The organism is Oerskovia jenensis (assembly GCF_016907235.1).
Lineage (GTDB): Bacteria > Actinomycetota > Actinomycetes > Actinomycetales > Cellulomonadaceae > Oerskovia > Oerskovia jenensis.
The window spans coordinates 4,335,934-4,351,597 of sequence record NZ_JAFBBO010000001.1; the positions used below are offsets into that span (position 1 = coordinate 4,335,934).

Sequence of the window (15,664 nt, forward strand, 5' to 3'; positions counted from 1 at the left end):
CGGGTCGTCACCTGCCCGCGGGACCCGTCGAGAGCTGCCCGAGGGCGAGCGCGACCTGGAGCACGAACGACTCGCGCGCGTCGAGCGGGTCCCAGCCCGTGATCTCGGCGACCTTGCGCAGGCGGTAGCGGACCGTGTTGGGGTGCACGTACAGGCTGCGCGAGGCGGCCTCGAGCGAGCGTCCTGTCCCCAGGTAGGCGGACAGGGTCTCGAGGATCGCCCCCGTGCTCTCCAGGAGCGGGCGGTACGCCTGGACCACGAGGGTGCGGCGGGCCGTCGTGTCGCCCGTCAGGACCCGTTCGGGGAGCAGGTCGTCGGCGAGGACCGGGCGGGGGGCCTGGGGCCACGCGGGGGCGGCGGCCAGGCCCGCGAGCGCGGCCTGGGCAGAGCGGGCGGCGTCGTCGAGCGAGGGGACCGTGGGGCCGATCACGACCGGTCCCGGACCGAACCGGGGCAGCAGCGACGCGGCCGCGGCCTGGAGGTCGCCCGCCCCGCCCAGGACCAGGACCAGACGGTCGCCGTGGATGCCGACGAGCGCGTCCCCGGCCGCTCGTCGGGTCGCGCGGCGCAGCTCGGCCGTGCGCAGGTCGTCGAGGGCCGACGTCGCGGTCCCGACCATGACCAGGGTCGAACCGTGCCCGCCCCAGCCGAGCGCCGAGACGCGCGAGCGCAGCGAGTCGTCGCCGTCGCCGCGGATGAGCGCGTCGACGATGAGGGCCTCGAGGCGCGCGTCCCACGCGCCGCGCACCTCGGCGGCGCGTGCGTAGACCTCGGCGGCCGAGAACGCGACCTCGCGCGAGTAGCGCAGCACGGCCTCGCGCAGGTCGCGCTCGCCGCCGGGGATCGCGAGCCGGTCGGAGTACGCCTCGACGACCTCGACGACGATCCGCACGAGCTGCAGGGTGTGCTGGAGCGAGATGGACCGGGTCAGCTCGGAGGGCGCCGCGGCGAAGATCTCGCTCACCCCGTGCGGGGGGGAGGCGGGGTTGGCGTACCAGGTCACGAACGCCGTGATGCCCGACTGTGCGACGAGACCCACGTACGAGCGGTCGTCGGCAGGCAGCGCCCGGTACCACGGCAGGTCCTCGTCGAGGCGTCGCAGGGCCGCGGCGGCCAGCATCCCGCTGCCGTCCCGAAGTCGCTGCAGGTTGTCGGTGTTCCCCGTGATCGGCACGTCCCGAGCATACGGCGTGGTTGTGGGGAGTCCACAAAACCTGGACCCGCGCTGTGTGACCTTCCGGGGGCGAGGCGCACCGGAGCCGCTAGTGTCGATCCATGGCCCTCATGCCCCGACTCCGACAGCTCATGCGACGCCCGTCCTCGGCGTCGACGGTGGGCGCGCGTCGTCCGACGAGCGCCGAGCGCCGCGGTGACACCGTGCACGAGGACGCGCTGCGCGCCATGCTCTCCGACGACCCCAACGACGAGCGGGCCTTTCAGGCCCTCGCCGAGATCGTCCGGCGCCGTGCGGCCGAGTCGCACGTGTCGGCCGACCCGCTCGCGGCCCCGGCCGACGAGAGCGAGAAGCAGCGCGCGGCCGACCTCGCGGTCTGGGCGCTCGCGGAGGAGCTGGCCGGCCACCCGCGCGGGTGGTACCCGCTCGTCGAGCTGGGCCGGCTCTCGCTCGAGGACGACCAGGAAGCGGCGCTGCGCCGGTTCGCGACGGCCGCCGAGCGCGACCCGTCGGGTCTGGCCCTCGCCGAGAGCATGGAGATCCTGCGCGAGGCGGGGCTGCCGGTCGAGGCCCTGGGGCTCGGGGTGGGGCACTGGCGGGCCAAGGAGCACACGCCGGCCGCAGGCCGTCAGCTCGTCCTGGCCGCGATCGAGGCCGACCGCATCTTCGAGGCCAAGCACCACCTCGCGTCCCTCGCGATGTACCCGGACGCGGCGCTCGTCGCGCCGCTGCAGTCCGAGCTCACGCTCGCGATCGCGCAGGCCGAGCAGCACCGCTCGGGGACGTAGGTCCCGCCGGCACGCCTCGCCCCGGACGCCCGACGGCGTGGCGTCCACCCGGTCCGGGCTGGTGCATCGCGTGCGGCGACCGCGGGGGAGGACGGGCACCGTGTTCCCCCGGTGCCTGGTCCGCGGGCGTCCCCAGCCCCCCGACGCCGACGGCGCCGCCCACCTGGAGAGGTGAGCGGCGCCGTCGGGCACTACGGGTGGGAGACGATCAGGAGTCGCCGCCCGCGTTGCCGGACGTGCCGGCCGTGACGTCCATCAGACGGTACTTCTCGATGGCCTGGGCCGAGGCCTCCGCGGGGACCTTGCCCTGCTTCGCGAGCTGCTGGAGCACGCGCACCACGACCGAGGGGCCGTCGATCTTGAAGTGACGACGGGCCGCCGCACGCGTGTCGGAGAAGCCGAAGCCGTCCGCACCGAGCACCGCGTAGTCGCCCGGGATCCACTGGCGGACCTGGTCGGGGACGAGGTGGTCGTAGTCGCTCGTCGCGACGAACGGACCCTCGACGCCCTGGAGCTTGGCCGTCAGGTACGGCACGCGCGGCGTCGCGGCCGGGTTGAGGAACGCGTCCTGCTCGGCGGCCAGGCCGTCGCGGCGCAGCTCGTTCCAGCTCGTGACGCTCCAGACGTCCGCCGAGACTCCCCAGTCCTTCTCGAGGAGCTCCTGCGCCTCCAGCGCCCACGGCACGCCCACGCCCGAGGCGAGGATCTGCGCCTTGGGGCCCGACGCCTCGGACACCTTGATGCGGTGGATGCCGCGCAGGATGCCCTCGACGTCCACGTCCTCCGGCTCGACCGGCTGCTGCATGGGCTCGTTGTAGACCGTCAGGTAGTACATGACGTTCTGGTCGCGCCCGTCCTCGCCGTGACCGTCCTTGCCCGGCCCGTACATGCGCTCGATGCCGTCGCGCACGATGTGGCGGATCTCGTAGCCGTAGATCGGGTCGTACTGGACGATCGCCGAGTTGGTGCCCGCGAGCAGCGGCGAGTGACCGTCCGCGTGCTGCAGGCCCTCACCGGTGAGCGTCGTGCGCCCGGCCGTCGCGCCGATGATGAAGCCGCGCGTGAGCTGGTCGCCCGCGGCCCAGAACTGGTCGCCCGTGCGCTGGAACCCGAACATCGAGTAGAAGATGTAGAACGGGATCATCACCTCGCCCTGCGTGGCGTACGAGGTGCCGACCGACTGGAACGCGGCCGCGGAACCGGCCTCGTTGATGCCGGTGTGCATGATCTGCCCGGCCTCGGACTCCTTGTAGCTCAGCATGAGCTCGCGGTCCACGGCGAGGTAGTTCTGACCCTGCGTGTTGAAGATCTTCGCGGACGGGAAGATCGAGTCCAGACCGAAGGTCCGGGCCTCGTCCGGGATGATCGGCACGATGCGCTTGCCGATCTCCTTGTCCTTGATGAGGTCCTTGAGCAGACGGACGAACGCCATGGTGGAGGCGATCTCCTGGTTGCCCGAGCCCTTCTTGAGGATCTCGTACGTCTTGTCGCCCGGCAGCGTGACAGGAGCCGGTGCCGCACGACGCTCGGGCACGTACCCGCCGAGCTGGCGGCGACGCTCCTGCATGTACTGGATCTCCGGCGCGTCGGCACCCGGGTGGTAGTACGGGGGCTCGTACGGGTTGGCGTCGAGCTCCTCGTCCGTGATCGGGATGCGCAGCGAGTCGCGCAGCGTCTTGAGGTCGGCCAGGCCGACCTTCTTCATCTGGTGCGTCGAGTTGCGCCCCGCGAAGCCCGAGCCCAGGCCGTAGCCCTTGACCGTGTGCGCCAGGATGACGGTCGGCTGGCCCGTGTGGGCCGTGGCCGCCGCGTACGCCGCGTAGAGCTTGCGGTAGTCGTGGCCGCCACGCTTGAGTGCCCAGATGTCGTCGTCCGACATGTTCTCGACGAGCTGCTTGGTGCGCGGGTCGCGACCGAAGAAGTGCTCGCGGATGAACGCGCCGCTCTCGGCACGATAGGTCTGGTAGTCGCCGTCGGGCGTGACGTTCATCAGGTTGACGAGCGCACGGTCCTTGTCGGCGTTGAGCAGGGTGTCCCACTCGCGGCCCCAGATGACCTTGATGACGTTCCAGCCCGCGCCGCGGAACTGCGCCTCGAGCTCCTGGATGATCTTGCCGTTGCCACGGACCGGGCCGTCGAGGCGCTGCAGGTTGCAGTTAACCACGAAGTTCAGGTTGTCCAGGCCCTGCTGCGCGGCGAGCTGCAGCATGCCGCGGCTCTCCGGCTCGTCCATCTCGCCGTCACCCAGGAACGCCCAGACGTTCTGCTGGCTCGTGTCCTTGATGCCGCGGTTGTGCAGGTAGCGGTTGGTCCACGCCTGGTAGATCGCCGAGGCCGGGCCGAGGCCCATGGAGACCGTGGGGAACTCCCAGAAGTCCGGCATGAGGCGCGGGTGCGGGTAGGACGGCAGGCCGCCGCCCGCGTGCGACTTCTCCTGGCGGAACCCGTCGAGCTGGTCCGCCGAGAGGCGGCCCTCGAGGAAGGCGCGGGCGTAGACGCCGGGGCTCGCGTGACCCTGGAAGTAGACCTGGTCACCGCCGCCCGGGTGGTCCTTGCCGCGGAAGAAGTGGTTCAGGCCCACCTCGTACAGCGTCGCGACGGACGCGTAGGACGAGATGTGTCCGCCGACCCCGATCCCGGGGCGCTGCGCGCGCGTGACCATGACGGCCGCGTTCCAGCGGTTCCAGCTGCGGTAACGACGCTCCATGGCCTCGTCACCGGGGAAGTACGGCTCTTCGTGCACACCGATGGTGTTGACGTAGGGGGTGTTCACCGACGTCGGGATCGCCACGTTGCGCTCGCGTGCTCGCTTGAGCATGTTGAGCAGGACGTAGCGGGCGCGGGGGCCACCACGGTCGTCGATCAGTCCGTCCAGGGACTCGACCCACTCGCTCGTCTCAGCGGGGTCGATGTCCGGTACTTGGCTGAGCAGACCGTTGATCAGCGGTCCGGTCTCGTCAAACGAAGCCACCAGCAACCTCATATCTTGTTCGGAGCGGTATTCGGATTGAATCACGGCGCGGTACACCGTGCCCGCTCACCTCCAGCCACTCCTGCGCGGCGGTAGCAGCCGCTGGTGGCGACTGTGCCTCCACACTCTCGGGTGGTCGAACCATTCTGTTACCCCGCGGCGTGGAAGTCACACCACAAGGGGGGCAAGGGAGCGTGATCCTCACGACACAAGAGGGTGTGCGTCCGGTACGCAGAGCGCGGAGGCGGTGCTCACGGGGCCGACGGCGCACGACGCGTCGTGTCGTCGAGGTGCGTCCGGAGGTGCGCGAGCCGCGCGTCGAGGGTGCTCCCGCGGGGCTCCGGGGGCTCGGCGCGAGGCTGCTCGGCGACGTGCCGACGGTGCGTCGACGGTGCGTTGACGTTGTGCCGAGTGCAGAACACCGCAACACTGGTGCAACTGCACAGGTGAAGACGCCCGCGCGACACCCGCCCCTGCTGAGGCATGCGGGAGTGGTGTGGGCTACCTTTGCCAGCAGGTCACAGATCATCGAGCAGTACGAAGAAGGGAAAGAGACACAAGTGGGAGCGACGCCGGACCCCCAGGGTGCAGGACGCCTGGGGTTCCTCTCTGGCCATGTGGTGCAGGAGTTCGGTTGGGGTGAGGACGTCGACGACGACCTGCGCGCCGAGATCGAGGAGCTCGTCGGCTCCGAGCTGGTGGACGAGGACTACGGCGACGTCACCGACGGTGTCGTCATCTGGTGGCGCGAGGACGACGGCGACCTGACCGACATGCTCGTCGACGTCCAGACCGTCCTCGACGACGGTGGTCTCATCTGGATCTTCACGCCCAAGGCGGGCCGCGACGGCCACGTGGGGCACAACGACCTCCAGGAGGCCGCGACCACGGCCGGCCTGCACGCCACGAGCACGTTCGCGATCGCACCGGACTGGTCCGCGACCAAGCTCGGCACGCGTGGCCGTGGCCGCTGAGGCACCCGAGCTGACGGTCCGTCCCGGCGACCTCGCTCCGGACTTCACGCTCACCGACACGCACGGCACCCCGGTCCGCCTCGCGGACCTGCGTGGTCGACCCGTCCTGCTCGTGTTCGTGCCGTTCGCCTTCTCGGGGACGTGCACGAGCGAGCTGTGCGAGCTCCGCGACAACATCGAGGACTTCGAGACGGCGGGAGTCTCGCTCTACGCGATCTCGTGCGACCCCGTGTTCTCGCTCAAGGCCTGGGCCGCGCAGGAGGGGTACACGTTCGACCTCCTCTCGGACTTCTGGCCGCACGGCGAGGTCGCCCGCCGGTACGGGGTGTTCGACGACGAGCGCGGCCTCGCGATCCGCGGCAGCTTCCTGATCGACGCGGACGGCGTCGTCCGGTGGTCCGTCGTGAACCCGCGCGGGCAGCGCCGGGACCTCGCGGGGTACCGGACGGCGCTCGCGGAGCTCTGACGCGCACTCTCTCGACGGGCGCACCGCGGCCTCGTGCCGTGGTGCGCCCGTCGGTGCGTGTGGCGAGTCGGGCACGCCGGTGCGTCCGTCCCGTCGGTGCGACGGGCCCGGGGCCGGGCCTCAGGGTGTCGGACCTCAGGGTGTGGGACGCGGGTTCGCCGGACGCTCGGGCCGGCTTCGCCCGCGGGTGGCCGCGGGGCCCGCGCGTTGTGGGGCACGGGATGCCCGTTGCGCGGCCGATGTGCCGGGCAGCGCCGAGGACCCGGTAGGCTGTGCACCGCTGTTCTGGGGCCTGTAGCTCAGTTGGTTAGAGCGCCACGCTTACACCGTGGATGTCGGGGGTTCGAGTCCCTCCGGGCCCACCCCCTGTGCGTCGTACAGACGCTGTCGACAAGGACGTCGGCGGCTTCTCGACCCGCACGTCGTGCGGGACCCCTCGTCCAGTCTGGCCGCGGCGACGCCCGCCCCCCGGGGCATGGTCTGCGGGGAGTGCGTTGCGACGCGATCTCGTTGCGACCAGAGCGCGAACCCCTGGTCAGGAGCCGTCGTGAGCGCGGTCTCGTCGCGCTCAAGGGCCCCCGTGCTGCTCGTCCGCCTCGTGACTGGCCGTGCCCGTCGAGGGCGCGTGCTCCGTCCGCTCCCTGCGGGGACATGCCCGCAGCGCCTCCGCGCCATCGTCCCGGCCTCGTGGGACGCGACGTCGAGAAGCCGCGCGTCGTTACGTACGTGTTAGCATGTATGTATGTAGACGGGCTGATGGGCTTTCGCCCGAGGTCGTCGAGCGCCCCGTCGGTGCCTCTTCCACAGGTCGCGACGCGGCGAGTCATCGACCTCGGCGAGATGGCCGCCGGGCGACCGTCGGCTCCCTCGTCCGGAGGGGGCCGCTCGAGCGCGGTGCGGCCGTCGGGTCGCATCCCTGCCGGTGCGCTCGGCGCAACCTGCAAGCAGCACGTGGTGGTGGCGGTCCCCGGCTCGGTGTCGGAGCCCGTCGCAAGGGGGCGGTGCGTGCTCGCGCTGGCCCGATTCATCGAACGCTCCGCACCCTGCTCGCGTGACGTCGCGATCGTCGCGATGGGCCGCGACGGCACAGGGTGCGCTCTCAGAAAGTCGACGAACCTCCCCATGACGACCTCTCACGGCCGCGACCCTGCACGCGGCTCCGACGCCACCCCGATCCGCGCGACGGTCGTGGCGGCCGCGGTGCTGTTCACTGACATGCTCCTTCACGGACTCGCCATCCCGGTGCTGCCGCGCCTCCCTGCGGTGGTCGAGCAGGGCCCGGCGGCCACCGGCATCCTGTTCTCCTCCTACGCCGTGGCGATGATCGTCGCCACCCTGTTCGCCGGGCGCATCGTCGATCGGTACGGCCCCAAGACGCCACTGATGATCGGGCTCGTCGGACTCGTGGCCGCGACCCTGCTGTTCTCCCTCGGTGCTCCGTACTGGCTGCTCCTGCTCGCCCGGCTGGCCCAGGGCATCGCGGGTGGCATGTCCTGGGTGGCGGCCCTGTCGTTGATCGCGGCCGTCACCAGATTCGACAAGCGCGGCCAGATGATGGGTATCGCGCTGTCGACCATCTCGCTCGGCGTCCTCGTCGGGCCACCGTTGTCGGGCGTGCTCGTCGACGCCTTCGGCACCGCGTCACCGTTCCTGCTGGCTGCGGTCATCGCACTCGTCGCCCTGGTGCTCCTGATGGCCCTGATCGGGGGCTCGCCGCGACAGACCGACGACACGGCTGGTCCGCTCACGGTCCTGCGGGTCCAAGGGTCGGTGGGGATCGTCGTCGCGATCGCCATCGGGGCCGCCGTCATCGCCGCAGTGCAGCCCGTGCTCCCGGCACATCTGGGGGAGGGGGCTTCCAGCACCCTCGTCGGCATGATGTTCGCGATCGCGGCGCTGGTGAGCATCGTCGCGAACCCGATCATCGGTCGCTTCGTCGCCACGACCTCGCCGCGCCTGCTCCTCGGGGCCGGTGTCGTCACCGTCACTGCTGCGCTGCTGGTAACCGGGTGGTCGAACGCGCTGTGGCAGACCGGGGTCGGCATGGGGTTGCTCGGCCTGGCCTCGGCGCTCCTGCTCGCCCCGGCGACCACCTTGATCAGCGAGCAGGGCTTCCGATCCAGCCCGCCGACGCTGGGTGGCTCGTTCGCGCTGTACAACCTCGCCTACGCTGCCGGGCTGGCCGGCGGTCCGCTCCTGACGGGCTTCGGCGTGCAGCAGGCCGGGTTCACCACTGCGCTGGTCCTCACGGCCGTCATCCTTGCCGTGCTCGGCTCGGTGGCGCTCACCCGGCTGCCTGCCCGAGGGACGGGCGTCCCCCAGGAGGGGCTCCGCGTCTGAGAGTCCGTCGTGAGCGTGCCTCCTCGCCCCGTCGGGGTGGGGAGGCACGCGCCTTGCACGGAGCCGAGGGTGCGCCGACGGTCCGCCGGAGCGGGAGCAGGCGACCGTTCGGCGCGCGGCCGGGGGCTCTGACGGGTCGTCCTCAGCTACCCAGCAGCCCCCTCACCAGCGATGCGACGGTGCTGGCGAGCTCGTCCGATCGGGGTAGGTCGTCGGGGCGGGTCACGGCCGTCACGGTGAACCCTTGGAGCAGCACCAGGACGAGGCTTGCGACCCGCTGTGCCGGGAGGCTTCCTTCCACCTGGTCGGCGTCCGTGACGATGTGCGCGATGCGTTCGTGCCAGCCGTCGAGGGCATCGTTCTGACCGCTGCGACCCAACGCCTGGGGTGCGACGAGAACCGTCGTCGACGCCAGTGCTCGAAACCTCGCGTCGTCGACGAGGAGGCGCACGAAGTGCGTCAGCAGTCCTTCGAGCGCGTCGCCTCCGTCGAGCGCGGCGTTCTCGTCCACGTCGGCGAACAGGCGGTGCCCGTACTCCGCCCAACCCCACTCGAGGGCCTCGGAGAGGAGTGCCTGCTTGTCGCGGAAGTGATGGTTCAGCGCGCCGCGCGTGACTCCCGCTCGTTCCGAGACGTACTCGAACGTCGCTCCGCGCCACCCCTTCTCCTCGAAGGCCAGGAGTGCGGCGTCGAGCAGTGACAGGCGTGTCAACGCCGCCTCTTCAGCGGTTCGCTTCATCTATACATGCTAACATGTATCGTTTAGTGCGGAATGGTGATGCCTGCCGTCGCGTCGACGGCGGGTGCTCGTCGTCACAGCTGCAGGAAGCGTCGGACGTGCGACCAGATCTCAGTCTGGGCGAGCCCGTTGACCCGCGGCGATGCATCGACACCATTGGCCGGCACACCAGCGGCGAACATGGCGTGACCGCGTCCCGGGGCGATGACGTGCTCGACCTGCGCGCCCTTTCTCGCTCGGTCCATCGCTTGGGCGATCTGGGTGCCCATGGACGAAGCCGGCCACAAGGTGTCGCTCTCCTGCGAGATCAGCAAGGTCCTGGCCGTGATGTCCTCCACCGGCAGGCGGGCCGGCGACCCGTCGGGTGCTGCCGCGACTGCCCTCTCGTGGAACTTCTGCAGGAGGGTCTTGTCGAGCGTCTCGTAGAACTCGGCGTCGGCGTCGAAGTGCAGGAAGGGCAGTGGTCTCCCGGCGTAGGTCCACGAGGATCGGGCAGGTGGGGTTCCGTCCTCGCGCACCGACTCCCATGCGTAGAGCGTCGGCGACAGCGCGATCACTTCGTTCACCCGTCGGTCGTGCGAGGCCCACGCGAGGGCGAACTCCGCCCCTTTGGACATGCCGATCACACTGATCCAGTGCGGATCGATCCCAGGCTCCTCGTGGAGGCGTCGTGCGGCCCGCTGGGCATACTCCAGCGGGATGTGGGCGATGCCGGTCGGCAGCCCGTACTCTCCCCTCCAGTCGAAGTACGGCAGCGCGAGGGCCGGTCGTCCTCGCGCCGCGATCAGCGCGGCCATCTGATTGCACCAGTCGAACCCTCCCCAGGCGCCGGGAAGGACGATGACTGCTCGTGGGTCATGGCTCTGCGCGGGCTTGTAGAGGTTTGCGATCGTCTGGCGTGTTCGCCACTCGTGGCGAGAGACGTCCGGGCGCGAGAAGGCCCGGATGTGCTCCGTCGATGCCAGGAGTCTGTCGGTCGCGGGGTCGAGCGCCTCGATCGACACGGTCAGTGGGCGCAGGGTGCTCGAGATCTGGTTCGTCCATCGTGTGGGTGTTTCGGGCGCCAGCTGGTGGACGAGGGCATGAGGATCGAACGGAAGGTCGTCGTCGGCCTGGGAAGCGTGGACGAGGTCGATCGCGCGGGACCCGTCGATGTGGATCTGAAAGGTCTGCGACCACAACCGGTGATCGTGATCCCGGGCGGACACCCGGATGTCGACGGCCTCACCCAGGCCGACACCGTGCAGAGTCGCCGTGATCGGCTCGTCGATCAGCGTCGAGGACACGTGCGGTGCAAAGTACAGCATGGGATCACTCCTCCGGCTACAGGCGTTTGAGGACCAGGTAGAGCATGGCGGCGGCCGTGAGAACGACCAGGAGATCGCCAGTGGCGGCGAACACGAGTGCGTGGACGATGCCGGACACGAGGGCGGACAGGACGGTGAACAACGACTGGTACCACGGTTGCCTGGCAGACCACGCCAGGATGACCCCGGCCAGAACGCTTGCTCCGATCCCGAGGCTTGCGTGCAGCGGAGTGGCCAGTCCTTGCACCAGACGCAGCACGAGCTCCTCCCCGACGACAAGGACGACTGCGAGGACCGTGCCGATCTCGAGGTGTCTGAAACTCTGCTGGACGACGGCGAGCGGGTGCGCAGTGCCCTGGTGGGCGGACCAGATCCACCCTGCGGTCTTTCGTGGGGTCGGCCGTGAGATCGAGCCCGTCGCCCGCGACGCCGTCCGACCCGCCCAGAGGTAGACGTTGAGGAGCACCGTCGCCTCCGCAAGGCCGAGCCCGAGCCCGGTCATGACCGACTCGGGCCAGGAGGACACGGTCGGCGACCAGCGTCCTGCCGCAAGGGCGACAGCGGAACCGAGGATCCCAGCCGCCATCACGACGACAGGACGCAGGAGGTGCGAGGAAGTGGCCGTGTCGACACCTGTCCGTCGCGTCACGCGCCCCGCCCCGACAGCGCCGCCGCCCGCGTCCACCGACGCGCCTCGACCCAGGAGCAGGCATTCAGCGTGAGGTGAGCGACGACGGCAGGAAGGAGCGTGCCCGCCGCGAGCACCGAGATGCTCAGCGCGCCGGCATGGACGCACTTGAGAACCACGTGGCGCGTGCCGAACGTGTCGTGCGAGAGACCGAAGAGCACGGCGGACGTGAGCACGAGCCCGATGGACGAGGCCGGATCGTCCAGCGCCAGTGCGGCAAAGACGACCACGCCCCGGTACAGCACTTCTTCCAGAACGGCGACGCCGGCCAGCTCGGGCAGGGACCACGGCCGGAGGACGGCTGCTCGATGTGGCGCGGCCCACCTGCCGTAGGTGCGTGCGATTCCGGGCGCACTGCGGGTGCACGGGTCGGTGAGCAGCTGTTCGTCGACAGACGTGGGGGACTGGGCTCCTTCCCGGCCCGTGACCGGGCGGCGCGCGACCGTCCGCTCCGCGAGGATCATGACTCCTCCCAGGAGAAGACCCACGAGAGCCTGGACCAACGCCAGAGCGAGCGTCTCCGGGAATGCGATCACCGTGGCGTGCATCAGCAGAGCCACGAGCCCGAGGGGAGCCATGGTGGCGACGAACACCGTGCCCGGTCGCACGTTCAGTCCGCGGCTGACGCTCCACGCGAGCACGTACGCGCTCAGTGGTCGGCTCGCGAGCGCCAGAGCGGTGAGGGCGATCACCTGACGTCCGGCGGCTAGGCGTAGGGGTGAGGTAGCAGCGTCTCTGCGACACCCCCGTACGCTCGGAAGCGTGGATGGTTGAGCGGCGGTGCGCTCGGCAGACACAGACTCATCGTGTCGGGCGACCAGACCCTCGGGACGTGGAAGCCGAGACGTCGTGCCTCAGGAGTCGTGCAGTCGGCGAAGACCAGCTCTGCGCCCAGGTCGGCATAGCCGTCGATGACGGCATCGATCTCGGACCGTACGTCCGACCTGCCGTCGGCGGGCAGGTCGGCGCTGTCGACGACGTCGTCCGTCGGGAACTTTCGCTCGAGCACCTCGGCCCCGGCGGGACGGGCGTAGTGGGCGACATTGGCATCGAGGTCGAACATCTGGGAGGTGTCGGTGGTTCGCGCCCCGACCGCTCCGTCCACGAGCTCTGGCGAGATCCGTAGCATCTTCGAGAGCTGGACCCCGGCGGCGGCCTCGAGGAAGGCCTTGTAGAGCGACTCCTCGAGACTTGACGAGATGCCGAGTCCGAGGTTGTGTCCTCTGCCGGATCCTGGGCGGCTGCGCATGACGCACGCCGTCACGTGCACACGGAAACCTGGTAGCTCGAGATAGTGGAACGTGGGGGTGACGTGGGACCCCGCGACATGCTGATCGAGAAGGTCGTTGAGTGCGGTGGTGCGGCGGCCCAGGCGCACCTGAGGAGCGGTTCGGTCGGAGTACCAGTGACCCATCGCGGCGTCGCCGTGGATCAGCTCGTACAGTGCGGACCTGATCGCCAGCTCGGGCGACGTGTGCGCGGCGCTGCCGGTGGTCACCGCGGAGTTCAGCCAAGGTTCTCCGTCACGGCGGCGTAGCTGATAGCCGATGTAGAGAAGCTGGGCCGGGGCCCACAGCGTCCTACCCGTGATGAGCGAGCGAGCCGGGGTCCAGGTCACCGGGGAATCCGGCGCCAGGGGCGAGTAGGCCCACTTGTGCTGCGCGTACTGGTCCTCCAGGAACGGGCGCGCGAATGCACCTACCAGTGTGCTCCGGCCTTGCTCAGCCATGTCCGACTCGGTCGCGAAGATGCTGGCATAGTCGGCAGTGAGTGGCTTGACGACCTGGGCGTAACGCTCGATCGTCTCTCCCACGCTGCGGATGATGGCTTCCTCGGAGAAGATGCCGCATCCACCGATGTGGTAGGTCAGGCCGCCCTTGCGTCCGAGGAGATGCTCGACGCCGGTGAGCTGCGCCCCCGAGACGATGATCCGTGGTTCGTCCCTGCCGCGCATCATGAACCCCAGGGTCCGACCGAGCCCGGTGAGCGGGCTGACGACGCGGCGGGCCAGACGATCGAAGCCGGGGTTCAGGCGTGGGTGGTGATCCGTCGAGGACAGCCTGACGGTGCTCGGTGCGCTCATTCTGCGATCTCCTCCAGCGTCCGGGTCCCGAAGTACAGCTCGAAGTCGTCGCGCTCTGCGACCGGCATCCCGACAGTGCTGTCGGGGAGCGGCAGGATCTCGTGGACGGCGAACTCCGAGGTCGGGGCGAAGAACGTGTAGGCGTGCGAGAGGGTGCCTGCCGTTCCGGTCGTCACCCACGACGTGGCTTCCGGGAGGAGGTGGGCGGCGAGGAGCTGCGCAAGAACAGGCTGCACCTCGTAGTCCTTGTCGCGACGGACACGCCCTTCGGCCAGTGCCCTCTTGTAGCCCTGGTACGAGGCGCTCTCTCGAAGGTTCATCAGCATCCGCGTCTCGTACGCGTCCCACGAGGGGGTGCGGCCGGGAACGGTCGTAGGCCCGACGAGGACGAACGGTCCGTCGACCACGCCGTACAACCACGGTGTGCCCAGGTGGTGGAGCACTCGATCCACGATCCTGGTCTTCACGGGATCGGCGACGGACTCGGCGTAGACGACGAAGGCCCCTCGAAGGTCCTCGAACCGCCGTGCGTTGCGGTGGAAGTCGAGCCCGTCCTCGAGCCAGGTGGTGTCCTGATGGTCGATCGTCGACAACGGGTGCTCCTCGTCGGCGATCGTGACACGCAGGGCCGGTACCGTGCGTGCCAGGCCGGTGCGCAGGGGCTCGGCGATCTCCGGCGGTCCTGCGATGACCACCGGCCCGTCGAAGACGGCGATCGGTGCGCGCCGACCTTGAATCACATCGATGTACTGGTCGAGATAGTTGTCGGCCTGCAGCGAGACGACCTCCTTGAGCACCAGATGATCGATGATGGCGCGCACGTCGTCGATCGACTGGACGGTGAGACTCGCTATCGCGTCGATGCTGTGCGCGCCGTCGAGCAGGTCGATGGTCGACGCCAGCTTTCCTGATCCGGACTCGTCGGTGAGCGTGATGGACGTCGGATTCCAGGCCCCCTGGCGGAACTCGATGCGATCGGCTTCGTGAACGACGACGGAGTACCGCTTCTTGATCGAGTAGTACTTCTCGGAGGTATTGCTCACCGGGCCCTCTTTCCAATGATCACCGAATGGATGTATGTCTCGTACAGCCCGTCGATACCCAGCAGCTCGTGCACCTCGTCGTCGCACAGGCTCCCGCACTCGACCGCACCGAGCCCGAGGGCGTTCGCGGTCAGTCCGGTGGCCGCCGCGAGGTGCCCAGCCTCCACGAACAGGAAGCGCAGACCGCGTGCGCCGTACTTCCGCATCGATCGCCATGGCCGACCGGTCAGGATGAACACCACCGACGAGCGCGCGAGGTGTTCCTGGTCGGGCGGTGAGACGCACGCGTCGACGATGCGTCGGGCTTCTGCGGCCGCGGGATCCCGGACCAGCGCGTGTCGTCTCCGGCCGTATCGGTGCACGACGGGTGCGAGCCCGTCGACCTGGAGTGGCAGGACGTACAGGTCGATCGGCCGGAGGCCGCCGCCGTTGGCCGCGGCGTACAGAGGTAGCTCGACCTGGCCGCCGCCGGTGAGCGCAACGTGCGCCCGGCCCGTCTCGGCCGCGCTGTGGCCGATGAGGTCGGCGAGCTCTTGCAGAGACAGTGGTGCCGAGACGAAGTCCCGCCGGCTGCGCCGTGACGTGATCGCTTCGCTCAGCGTCATGTCCGTCGGGGTCGGGGCGGGGAGCTGGACGAGATCGTCCGGATGGACGTCCTCCTGCCCGATCAGCGAGACCGTTCGTAGGCCGTCGTCGTTGAAGTAGGGCCGGGTCGAGATCTGGACCCGGACGTCGCCACGAACCATCCGGGAGGCGAGCAGGTACTGCTCCGCGATGCGGCTGCTCGGCCCTTGCCCGAGTGTGCGATGTGTCAGCTCGGACGACCGCAGGCCCGTCGCTCGTATCGACGGCTGCCATGTCTTGTAGCCGTTGTTGATCGCCAGATGGCGCAGCTCCGACGATGTCAGGCCCGGGGCGTTCCTGGTCCTGGGCGTCTCGTCCGCCCGCACGCTCTCGGGAGTGATTCGGTCCGGCATGGGCCCTCTCTTCGATCTCTCGTTGCCTACGGTCTCGCGATGACGGAAAAAAGAAGGGGATGCCGGCCCCTGGGCTCGATCTGCTGACCCAGGGGCCGACCCGCTGATCAGGTG

Annotated in this window: 13 protein-coding genes and 1 tRNA gene; 5 read left to right on the forward strand and 9 right to left on the reverse strand. The window is 69.6% G+C overall.

Annotated features, from left to right (window positions below; translation table 11 throughout):
• Positions 1-7 precede the first annotated feature (7 nt).
• On the reverse strand, positions 8-1,120 hold the full coding sequence (locus JOD49_RS19375) for a PucR family transcriptional regulator (RefSeq protein ID WP_205309114.1): 1,113 nt from the start codon (positions 1,118-1,120) through the stop codon (positions 8-10).
• A gap of 155 nt (positions 1,121-1,275) precedes the next feature.
• Here JOD49_RS19375 and JOD49_RS19380 point away from each other — a divergent pair, with 155 nt between their 5' ends.
• Complete coding sequence (locus tag JOD49_RS19380; RefSeq protein ID WP_205308606.1) at positions 1,276-1,962, forward strand: hypothetical protein; 687 nt, start codon at positions 1,276-1,278, stop codon at positions 1,960-1,962.
• A 208-nt stretch (positions 1,963-2,170) separates the two neighbouring features.
• Here JOD49_RS19380 and aceE read toward each other — a convergent pair whose 3' ends face one another.
• The gene (aceE, locus tag JOD49_RS19385; RefSeq protein ID WP_191789018.1) at positions 2,171-4,933 is read right to left on the reverse strand and encodes a pyruvate dehydrogenase (acetyl-transferring), homodimeric type; all 2,763 of its coding nucleotides are present in this window, start codon (positions 4,931-4,933) and stop codon (positions 2,171-2,173) included.
• 560 nt (positions 4,934-5,493) lie between these two features.
• On the opposite strand from aceE, the gene JOD49_RS19390 reads away from it, so the two are divergent.
• The 4 genes from JOD49_RS19390 (at position 5,494) to JOD49_RS19405 (ending at position 8,713) form a co-directional block, all read left to right on the forward strand.
• The gene (locus JOD49_RS19390; protein ID WP_205308607.1) at positions 5,494-5,907 is read left to right on the forward strand and encodes a DUF3052 domain-containing protein; all 414 of its coding nucleotides are present in this window, start codon (positions 5,494-5,496) and stop codon (positions 5,905-5,907) included.
• On the forward strand, positions 5,897-6,373 hold the full coding sequence (locus tag JOD49_RS19395) for a peroxiredoxin (protein ID WP_307822659.1): 477 nt from the start codon (positions 5,897-5,899) through the stop codon (positions 6,371-6,373). The genes JOD49_RS19390 and JOD49_RS19395 overlap by 11 nt, the downstream gene beginning before the upstream one ends.
• A gap of 288 nt (positions 6,374-6,661) precedes the next feature.
• Positions 6,662-6,735: transfer RNA gene (locus tag JOD49_RS19400), tRNA-Val, on the forward strand.
• A 760-nt stretch (positions 6,736-7,495) separates the two neighbouring features.
• Complete coding sequence (locus tag JOD49_RS19405; RefSeq protein WP_205308608.1) at positions 7,496-8,713, forward strand: MFS transporter; 1,218 nt, start codon at positions 7,496-7,498, stop codon at positions 8,711-8,713.
• 142 nt (positions 8,714-8,855) lie between these two features.
• Here the strand turns inward: JOD49_RS19405 and JOD49_RS19410 are convergent, their stop codons facing one another.
• From JOD49_RS19410 to JOD49_RS19440, 7 genes are all read right to left on the reverse strand, one after another.
• On the reverse strand, positions 8,856-9,452 hold the full coding sequence (locus JOD49_RS19410; RefSeq protein ID WP_205308609.1) for a TetR/AcrR family transcriptional regulator: 597 nt from the start codon (positions 9,450-9,452) through the stop codon (positions 8,856-8,858).
• Positions 9,453-9,526: 74 nt separating this feature from the next.
• Entirely contained in the window at positions 9,527-10,759 is a 1,233-nt protein-coding gene (locus tag JOD49_RS19415; RefSeq protein WP_205308610.1) for an acyl-CoA thioester hydrolase/BAAT C-terminal domain-containing protein, read from the reverse strand.
• Positions 10,760-10,775: 16 nt separating this feature from the next.
• Positions 10,776-11,285 carry a hypothetical protein gene (locus JOD49_RS19420; protein ID WP_205308611.1) on the reverse strand — a complete coding sequence of 170 codons (510 nt, stop codon included), beginning with the start codon at positions 11,283-11,285 and terminating at the stop codon, positions 10,776-10,778.
• A gap of 119 nt (positions 11,286-11,404) precedes the next feature.
• Positions 11,405-11,911: a CPBP family intramembrane glutamic endopeptidase gene (locus JOD49_RS19425; protein ID WP_205308612.1), complete on the reverse strand. Its 507-nt coding sequence runs from the start codon at positions 11,909-11,911 to the stop codon at positions 11,405-11,407.
• Between the two features lie 242 nt (positions 11,912-12,153).
• Positions 12,154-13,530 (reverse strand): YcaO-like family protein, encoded by a 1,377-nt coding sequence (locus JOD49_RS19430; protein WP_205308613.1) that lies wholly within the window; start codon positions 13,528-13,530, stop codon positions 12,154-12,156.
• Positions 13,527-14,573, reverse strand: a complete 1,047-nt coding sequence (locus JOD49_RS19435) for a hypothetical protein (RefSeq protein ID WP_205308614.1) — start codon at positions 14,571-14,573, stop codon at positions 13,527-13,529. The genes JOD49_RS19430 and JOD49_RS19435 overlap by 4 nt, the downstream gene beginning before the upstream one ends.
• Positions 14,570-15,550: a SagB/ThcOx family dehydrogenase gene (locus JOD49_RS19440; protein WP_205308615.1), complete on the reverse strand. Its 981-nt coding sequence runs from the start codon at positions 15,548-15,550 to the stop codon at positions 14,570-14,572. The genes JOD49_RS19435 and JOD49_RS19440 overlap by 4 nt, the downstream gene beginning before the upstream one ends.
• Positions 15,551-15,664 lie beyond the last annotated feature (114 nt).

Bases quoted from the DNA above. Each gene is read 5' to 3' on its own strand.
- JOD49_RS19375 (WP_205309114.1), bottom strand. From the start codon at position 1,120: ATGCTGGCCGCCGCGGCCCTGCGACGCCTCGACGAGGACCTGCCGTGG.
- JOD49_RS19380 (WP_205308606.1), top strand. From the start codon at position 1,276: ATGGCCCTCATGCCCCGACTCCGACAGCTCATGCGACGCCCGTCCTCG.
- JOD49_RS19405 (WP_205308608.1), top strand. From the start codon at position 7,496: ATGACGACCTCTCACGGCCGCGACCCTGCACGCGGCTCCGACGCCACC.
- JOD49_RS19410 (WP_205308609.1), bottom strand. From the start codon at position 9,452: ATGAAGCGAACCGCTGAAGAGGCGGCGTTGACACGCCTGTCACTGCTC.
- JOD49_RS19415 (WP_205308610.1), bottom strand. From the start codon at position 10,759: ATGCTGTACTTTGCACCGCACGTGTCCTCGACGCTGATCGACGAGCCG.
- JOD49_RS19425 (WP_205308612.1), bottom strand. From the start codon at position 11,911: ATGATCCTCGCGGAGCGGACGGTCGCGCGCCGCCCGGTCACGGGCCGG.
- JOD49_RS19430 (WP_205308613.1), bottom strand. From the start codon at position 13,530: ATGAGCGCACCGAGCACCGTCAGGCTGTCCTCGACGGATCACCACCCA.
- JOD49_RS19440 (WP_205308615.1), bottom strand. From the start codon at position 15,550: ATGCCGGACCGAATCACTCCCGAGAGCGTGCGGGCGGACGAGACGCCC.